Here is a 2,626-nt window from a genome sequence, read left to right as displayed (position 1 = left end):
CCTCACGGCGCATTCGCCCGCGCGGTCCGCTGGGGCTGGATCTCGGTCAGCCCGGCCGAGCAGACCGAGGCGCCGTCGGTGCCTAGTCTAGGGTGAAGACTTCGAACACGATCGTGGACCAGAGGCCCGCCCACGGGCTCATGAATCACCAGGGCTAGTGCCCCGGCAGGCTGCGAGCATGGTCGCGAGCTCTGCGACCTTGACCCGGTCGGCGCCGCCGCGGACGCCGCCGAGGCGAACCTCCTCGGCGTCGAGCCGCAGCCACGCGGTCCAGTCGACGGGCTCGATGCCGTGGGCCGCCAGGGAGGCCAGCAAGTCCTCCCGGGCGGGTGCTGTCGGGTCGGGCAGGTCGGGTAGGTCCTCCAGGACCTTCGCGACCGTCTCGACCGCGTCGCCCTTGTTGGTGCCGATGACCCCGCTGGGACCGCGCTTGATCCAGCCGGTGACGTAGGCGCCCGGAACGGGATGCCCGTCCTGCACGACGCGCCCACCCTCGTTGGGCACGGTGCCGGAACGTTCGTCGAACGGAAGGCCGGGAATCGGCTCGGCCGAGTACCCGATGGCCCGCACGACGAGACCGACGTCGAGCGTCTCCTCCTCACCGGTCCCGACGACGCGACCGTCGACGATCTCGTTGCGCTCCACGACCAGCCCGCTCACCCGGCCCGCGGTGCCCAGGATGTGGACCGGGCTGCGCAGGAACCGCAGGTGGATGCGGCGCGGCCGGCCCTTCTGGATGTCGGCGGCCGCCCACTCGGTAAGCATGTCGAGGTTCTGGTGCTGGCGCCGGTCGTCGATGCCGCTGCGGTCGGGCCGCTCCCCCGCGAGCAGGTCGTCGTCGTGCACGACCACATCGACGTGGGCGAGCTCACCGATCTGGCGCAGCTCGGCCGGGGTGAACTTGACGTGCTGCGGCCCGCGCCGGATCAGGATGTGCACGTCGCGCACGGCGCTCTCGCGCAGGGCGGCGAGCACGTTGTCGGGGATGTCGGTGGCGGCCATCTCGTCGGCGCTCTTGGCGAGCACCCGGGCCACGTCGAGCGCGACATTGCCGGCCCCGACGACGGCGACTCCGGGATGGTCGAGCGGCGGCGCCGACCCGAGGTGATCGGGGTGCCCGGAGTACCAGCTCACGACCTGCCCGGAGCCGACGCTGCCGGCCAGTTCCTCCCCGGGGATGCCGAGGCCGCGGTCGATGGAGCTGCCCGTGGCCCACACGATCGCGTGGTAGTGCTCGCGCAGCACGTCGAGCGGGAGCCCACCGTCGTCACGGCCGACGGGGACGTTGCCGAGGAAATGGACCTCTGCGGGGTCGAACGGGCGCTGCAGCACCCGGATGACCGACTTCATCTTCACGTGGTCGGGAGCGACGCCGTAGCGGACCAGCCCGTACGGCGCGGGCAGACGGTCGAGCACGTCGACGACGACGCCCGTCTCCGATGCGGAGGCGAGCAGGGCGGCCGCGGCGTAGAGGCCGGACGGGCCTGCCCCGATCACGGCGACCCTCGGCTGGGTGGATGTCATTCGATCCCCTCGCTGTTCGGCGGATTGGGAGCTGATGGTTCCCGGGAGTGCTGCGCCTCGGCCAACAGGGCAACTCGATGGGTGAGCAAGGCAGACCCTCGCCCACGGTCCAGGGCTGTACTTGTCTGTGCGCAGGAGACGGCGTCGAGTCCCGGTTGCTGCATCAAACCCCGAGCTGGGGACGCTGAGGTCGCCAAGCTGCGTGGATCAAGGCGACCAAATAGCAATTCTGCGCGTCGCCGGCGCTATTTGAGGTCTAGGCGACGGTGCTGCCGAGAGTGGTCTCGGCGCCGGCCGCCTGGAGAGCACGGCTGTCATCGTCATGCAGACCTGCGGCATATACCTGTTTCAGAAACGTGCATACGTGAGCCGACACGCCCTTTTACTGGACCGCGAATCGAGTGGATTTCCGATCCGGCCTTCGGTGTTGTGCGTCCCGAGGTAGCCTTGTGTCAAGTCCTCTTATTTCGCACGAGGCTTACCGAAACCTCATTCCCGGCGCACACTGTTGTTCACTGCGCTTTTCTCTGCGGAGCTATCGCGCGCGCCGGTCGAGGGGTTGCCAGAAATTGCAGCGGGACGACCTCCGGTGCGCCCATCCGGGCGGCGTCGGCGGTCTCGTCGTCGGGCATCTTCTGGCTCTCCCGTTCGGCGTCGACCCGCTTGCGGTAGTGCTCCTTCTCGCGCTCGACCTGCTCGTCGCTCCAGCCGAGCACCGGCGCCAGCAGCCGCGCCGCCTCCTCGACGGACCCGACGCCGCGGTCGAAGGTCTCGATCGAGATGCGGGTACGGCGGGCCAGCACGTCCTCCAGGTGCCGGGCACCCTCGTGCGAGGCCGCGTAGACGATCTCGGCGCGCAGGTAGTCGGGCGCCCCGGCCAGCGGCTCGCCCAGCGTCGGGTCCTCGTCGACCAGCGCGAGCACCTCGTCGATCATCGAGCCGTACCGGCTGAGCAGGTGCTCGATCCGGGCGACGTGCAGGCCGTGCTCGGCCGCGAGCCGGTGCCGGGCGTTGAGCAGGGCCTTGAAACCCTCCGCGCCCAACAACGGCACCTTCTCCGTCACCGAGTCCGGGACCTTGGCGTCGAGGCCGTGGACCGCGG

At 70.0% G+C, this 2,626-nt stretch carries 2 protein-coding genes; both read right to left on the bottom strand.

Going from position 1 to position 2,626, the window contains the following annotated elements; translation table 11 throughout:
- Window positions 1–138 precede the first annotated feature (138 nt).
- The gene (locus PSU4_RS30765; protein ID WP_147116174.1) at window positions 139–1,524 is read right to left on the bottom strand and encodes an FAD-dependent oxidoreductase; all 1,386 of its coding nucleotides are present in this window, start codon (window positions 1,522–1,524) and stop codon (window positions 139–141) included.
- 512 nt (window positions 1,525–2,036) lie between these two features.
- The coding region (locus tag PSU4_RS30760) for a glycerol-3-phosphate dehydrogenase C-terminal domain-containing protein (protein WP_281290759.1) at window positions 2,037–2,626 on the bottom strand (590 nt) is incomplete at its 5' end.

It is taken from the genome of Pseudonocardia sulfidoxydans NBRC 16205 (assembly GCF_007989085.1).
Classification (GTDB): domain Bacteria; phylum Actinomycetota; class Actinomycetes; order Mycobacteriales; family Pseudonocardiaceae; genus Pseudonocardia; species Pseudonocardia sulfidoxydans.
This window is presented reverse-complemented; position numbering and strand designations above follow the sequence as displayed.

What these genes read in the sequence shown, in the direction of transcription:
- PSU4_RS30765 (WP_147116174.1), bottom strand. Translation starts at nt 1,524, where the DNA reads ATGACATCCACCCAGCCGAGGGTCGCCGTGATCGGGGCAGGCCCGTCC.